Genomic DNA, 5,583 nt, shown 5'->3' with positions numbered 1-5,583 from the left:
GACGGGCGGGCCTACAAGCCGCTGAACTGGATGAGCCCGCCCTGCGTGATAGCCGAGGCGGACGGCGTCTGGCGGGTGACCAACCGCGCGGACGAACAGCTCGTCATCACCATCGAGGAGATCCTGCACGATTCCTCGCACGAGCTCGGTGTGGACCCCGGCCTGCGGAAGGACGGTGTCGAGGCGCACCTGCAGGTCCTGCTCGCCGACCGCCCGGACGCGATCCAGGAGGGCCTCACCCTGGTGCGCCGCGAGTACGAGACCGGCATCGGCCCGGTCGACCTGCTCTGCCGGGACCCCGACGGCGCCAGCGTCGCGGTCGAGGTGAAACGCAAGGGTGAGATCGACGGCGTCGAACAGCTCACCCGCTACCTCGCCCGCCTCCAGGACGATCCCTTCCTGCCGCACCCGGTCCGCGGCATCCTGGTGGCCCAGTCGATCACCCCACAGGCCCGCCTGCTCGCCGCGGACCGCGGCCTGACCTGCGTCACCGTCGACTACGACGCCCTGCGCGGCCTGGCCCCCGCCATCCCCACCCTGTTCTGACAATGGCTGGTGGCCGCGAGTCGGACGTCGGGCAGGGCACAGCGGCGGAAATGTCCCGCGGTGAACGGACCGGTCTCCCGGTGGTACGTCTCGGCACCGTCATCACGAGCGAGGACGTCCGCGCCACGGACGACGACGGCCCGGCCGAATCCGAATATGGTCACCTGGCCGCCCGATTTCAGGAACGAAATCCGTAGAAGTAGGCTCCTCGTTCGCCGCCCACGGCCAGGCCGTGACCGTCGGGAGCCCAGGCGCAGGCGTACAGGCGCCCATCGGCCCGCATCATGGTGACGGCCTCTCCGGAGGCTCCGTCCCAGATCAGTATGTTTCCGTCGTGGCCGGCGGTGGCGAGCCAGGCGCTGTCCGGGGAGATCGCCAGTGCGGTCACCTGACCGGTATGGCCGGTGGCGGTGGTGATGACGCGGCCGGTGGTCCGGTTCCAGATCCGCACCGTCCCGTCGTCACTGCTGGTGGCAAGCCAGGTGCTGTCCGGGGCGATCGTCATTGCGGTCATGTGGCCGGTGAGGCCGGTGAGGGTGGTGATGACGCGGCTGGTGGCTGGATCCCAGATCCGGATGACCCTGTCGTGGCTGCCGGTGGCGAGCCAGGCCCCGTCTGGCGCGATTGCCAGCATGGTCGTCCAGCGGGTGCGGCCGGTACGGCTGGTACGGGGGGCGCGGCTGGCACGGGTGGGGACGGGGCTGCCGGTGGCCAGGTTCCAGATCAACACCCTCCCGTCATCACCGCTAGTAGCGATCAAGCTGTTGTCCGGTGCGATCGCCAGCATGCTCACCCGCCCGGTATGGCCGACGAGGGTGGTGGTGCACAGGCCGGTGATCCGGTCCCAGAGCTGCACCTCCCCGTCGAGGCTGCCGGTGGCGAGCCAGGTGCTGTCCGGGGCGATCGCTACCGCGGTCACCCAGCGGGCGACGTCCATGAGGACAGCGGTGGGATAGCCGGTGGCCCGGTCCAGGAGTGCTACTGTTCCAAGGCTGCTGCCCACGACGAGCCAGGTGCCATCCGGGGCGATCGTCGCCACCTGCGTACCCGCGGAGGCGAGGGTGGCGGTGAGGCTGCCGGTGGCCGGGTCCCACAGCCGCACCCCCCCGTTGTAGTGGGTGGTGGCAAGCCAGGTGCCGTCGGGCGCGATCGTCACCCCGGTTACCTCACGGACCTGACTGGTGCGGCTGGCGAGGGTGGCGGCGGTCGGGTCCCAGATCCGTACCGTCCCCTCGTCGTAGCTTCCGGTGGTGGCGAGCCAGGTGCCGTCCGGTGCGATGGCTATCCTGGTCGCCGCGGTGCTGTGGCCGGTGAGGATGGCGGTGGCGCGGCCGGTGGCCGGGTCCCAAATCCGTACCGTCCCCTCGTCGTAGCTTCCGGTGGTGGCGAGCCAGGTGCCGTCCGGTGCGATGGCCAGCGCGGTCACCTCGCGGGTATGGCCGGTCAGGGTGCGCAGCGGGGCGGAGGATTCCGGGTCCCAGATCCGGACTGTCGTGTCATCGCTGCCACTGGCGAGCCAGGTGCCGTCCGGCGCGATGGCCAGCGTGATTACCCAGGCGGTGTGGCCGGTGAGGGTGGCGGTGGCGCGGCCGGTGGCCCGGTCCCAGATGCGTATGGTCCCGTCGTGACTGCTGGTGGCGAGCCAGGTGCCGTCCGGTGCGATGGCCAGGGCGGTTATCCAGGCGGTGTGGCCGGTGATGGTGTGCAGGAGGGTGGCGGTGGCCGAGTCCCAGATGCGTATGGTCCCATCCCGACTGCCGGTGGCGAGCCAGCTGCTGTCCGGTGCGATGGCCAGCGCGGTCGCCGCGTCGGTCTGGTCGGTGATGGTGTGCAGGAGGGTGGCGGTGGCCGGGTCCCAGATACATATGGTCCTGTCATTACCGACGGTGGCGAGCCAGGTGCCGTCCGGTGCGATGGCCAGCTCGAGCACTGAATCGGTGCGGCTGGCGAGAGTGCTGGTGAGAATCCCGGTGGTCGGATTCCAGATGTGTACGGTCCCATCCCGGCTGCCGGTGGCGAGCCAGCTGCTGTCCGGTGCGATGGCCAGCGCGGTCACCTGACTGGTGAGGGTGGTTGTGATGCGGCCGGTACTCCGGTCCCAGATACGTACCGTTTCGTCTTCATAGCTGCCGGTGGCGAGCCAGGTGCCGTCCGGTGCGATGGCCAGCGCGGTCACCCGGTCGGTGTGGCCGGCGAGAGGGCGCAGAAGGGCGGGATCGGGGATGTCCGGCGGCGTCCAGCGGTTGAGCAGGGCTGGCTGGCTGGACCGGCCTTGTCGAACGGTGACCTGGTCATGCCAGTGGGCGAGTGGTTCGAGGCGGCTGTACAGGATTGCGGACAGTGCGTGGGCGGGCTGCGTCGGTCCGAGGAGGTGTGTGGTGCGGGCGAGGTCGCGGGCCCGCTCCGCCGCGGTCGGGGTGGGGATGTGGGAGAGGTCCCGCCAGGGGGCGGTGGGCCCGCGTTGGCGCAGCCGGGTTTCGACCCAGCGGAGGTCGCTGGCGAGGGCTTCGGCCTGGTCGGTGCGGCCCGCGGCGAGCAGGTGGTCGATGGCATGGTCCAGCAGGTATCCGTCGGTCAGCTCCCACCACGCGGCCGGCGGTCGCGGTGCCGAGGGCGCGAGCGGGTCGGCTGCCGGCAGACCGGCCTCGACCGCGTCCACCAGCGCCTCGTTGAGAGCGGTCAGGCGGGCGGGGCCGAGTTCGCCGCGCAGATAGTCGCGGATGACGTCGTGCAGGGTCACACTGCCCCCTGCCTCGTGTTTCAGGGTGAGCAGGGACAGGCTGGCCAGCTTCAGGCACAGGGCCCGTGACTGTCTCTCGGTGTATGCGCCCGTCGCCTCCCACAGCCGGGCCACGAGGGTCACCGGGACGGTCTCGTTCGCGGCGAAGATCCCTAGTTCGACGAACCGGTCCCTGCCGTCCGCGAGCAGCAGCCGGGCCGCGGCCTCCACGGTCGCCCGCACGGCCTTGCCGCGCTCGTTGGGATCATTAAGTTTGTTGGCGTCATCAGGATCTGATGGTGTCAGCGGATCGTCCACCGCTGCTGGTCCCTGTGCCCGCAGTTGCCGTAGCGTCTCCTCGGCGACCGCGGTGGCATCGGCGCCCGTGTCCACCTGATTCTTGATTATTCCGTTGGCCAGGTGCAGCAGCAGGGGCCAGCGCCCGGTTGTCGCCAGCAGATCCCGGGTCAGGACCTCTGGCAGGCGCGGTAATCTCCACGTCAGTACCTGACGAGCCTCTGCGTGAGACATCCTGTCGACCAGAACCGGTGGCGCGCCGGAGCCGGTTGGGAGAATGGTGGGAACGCGTGTGGTGACCAGTCGCACGCACCGACTGCCGCCCCGTAGGAACGGGTCAAGCTGTTCCCGTTCCCAGATGTCGTCCAGAACAAGCAGAATACGGGGGCGCTGGTCCAGGAGCCCGCCCAGTCGGGCCCCTGCCAGTTCCGGGTCGTCAAAGGTGGTGGTGTCTCCTGTGATCAGATAAATGACCTGGTTGACCTTTGAGGCGATGCTGGCCCGGCTTCGCTCATCGCGGCCCATGGTGACGAAGTAGACCCGATTTTTGAAGTGCTTCCGCACCTTTTTGTCGGCGCACACGACTTTGGCCAGTGTCGTCTTCCCGAAGCCGCCCGCGCCGGTCAGCACCGTGGTGATTCCTACCGTGCCGCCCTGCCGCGAGCACACCGCGGCGACGACCGACGCGACTTCCGTACGCCTGATCACCCATTCGGGTACGCTCGGCGGTGCCGACGGTGAATCGTCCGCTCCCGCCGGCGGACGATTCTGTATCCGTTCCAGCAGCAGAGTCGCCGCCGCGCCCAGCACGGCCAGAACGAGAACCGACCACCAGGGGTGTCGGCGCAGGAGGTCCAGTGGGCCTGGAAAGCGGTCTCCCGATGAGGCTGGACCGGCAGCCAGCCCACCGAGAACGGCAGCGACGCCTGCCGTGACCGCCAGCGTGACGATTACGACCCGGCGTAGCGCCCCTGCCCTCACCCGCGGCCCCCGTCCCGCTCACAATCCATCGTTATTGGTGAAATTACGTCCGATTTGACTCGGTTGACGAGTTTTATATCAGATATCCGCTGTCTGCCGTACGCGGGTGGCGTGCCGCGTGGGTTGTTCGGCTCCAGCCCGATGGAAAAGGCTTGCCTTTCGAGTCGGGTTTGTGTGGGGAGCGGGTCCGGCCGGGTGCCAGCGGACGTCGATCAGGATCACTCGAGACAGTCCGCGTCGGTGGTGAACAGGCGCGCGGCGCCGAAGGATGTGCTGGTGGCCCGCGTTGTCTGTGGTCGGTGGTCTGCCCGTCGATGGTCGGTGTTGGCCGATCGGGGGCGTCTGATGACGGTGGGTTGTTCCGTACTGTCGATGCGGCTATGATCGATGACTGTAGGTACATGCTGTCGCCTGGTGGGCCGGCTTGTTCTCGTCCAGGTGCGGCGGTTGTGACTGCCTGTCGCACACTGTGGGCTCCATATTTTCATGATGAGTGCTGGAAGTTGTTTTCTGGGAAGGCCGGCGGGTGGGAAAGCACAGGGACGAGGCGCCGCAGTGCCCGATATACAACGGCCGGGGGACGGTCACGGTGCGGACCGATGGTGACGGGCCGGCGGGTGGGCAGCGGCAGACGCAGACGGTGCGGTGCACGACCTGCAACGGGACGGGAAAGGTGTGAAACGCGAGGATTTCATCCCCGACGTGGTCTGGGTGGGACGGGCGGACGGATGGCTGGTCCCGCTCGACCGGGCTGAGGATCCCGAAGGGTGGCTGGCGCTCGTCAGCAGCGGCGATTCGATCGTCACCCAAGCCGACGACGGAGAACGTGATGACGGCCTGGGCATCTTCCCGACCAGTTCGTCCAGCGCGCCGGTGGTCATGAGCAGGATGCTCGACCTGCTCGACGTGCGGGCGGGAATGAACGTGCTGGAGATCGGGGCGGGCACGGGATACAACGCCGCCCTGCTCGCCGGGAGGGCACGCGGTGGGCGTGTCACGACCGTGGAGGTGGATCCCGCGATCGCCGAACACGCCCGGCA

At 68.7% G+C, this 5,583-nt stretch carries 3 protein-coding genes; 2 read left to right on the top strand and 1 reads right to left on the bottom strand.

Annotated features, from left to right (window positions below; all coding sequences use genetic code 11):
• Nucleotides 1-546: endonuclease NucS (gene nucS, locus NBX02_RS19250; protein WP_250292485.1), on the top strand; the 546-nt coding region annotated here is incomplete at its 5' end.
• A gap of 178 nt (nt 547-724) precedes the next feature.
• On the opposite strand, the gene NBX02_RS19245 is transcribed toward nucS, so the two are convergent.
• Nucleotides 725-4,372, bottom strand: a complete 3,648-nt coding sequence (locus NBX02_RS19245; RefSeq protein WP_250292482.1) for an NB-ARC domain-containing protein — start codon at nt 4,370-4,372, stop codon at nt 725-727.
• An 846-nt stretch (nt 4,373-5,218) separates the two neighbouring features.
• On the opposite strand from NBX02_RS19245, the gene NBX02_RS19240 reads away from it, so the two are divergent.
• The coding region (locus NBX02_RS19240; protein ID WP_445548533.1) for an rRNA adenine N-6-methyltransferase family protein at nt 5,219-5,583 on the top strand (365 nt) is incomplete at its 3' end.

This window comes from Protofrankia sp. CiP1_Cm_nod1 (genome assembly GCF_920888515.1).
GTDB lineage: Bacteria > Actinomycetota > Actinomycetes > Frankiales > Frankiaceae > Protofrankia.
The sequence above is the reverse complement of the archived record's forward strand: the minus strand, read 5'-3'. Positions and strand labels throughout refer to the sequence as shown.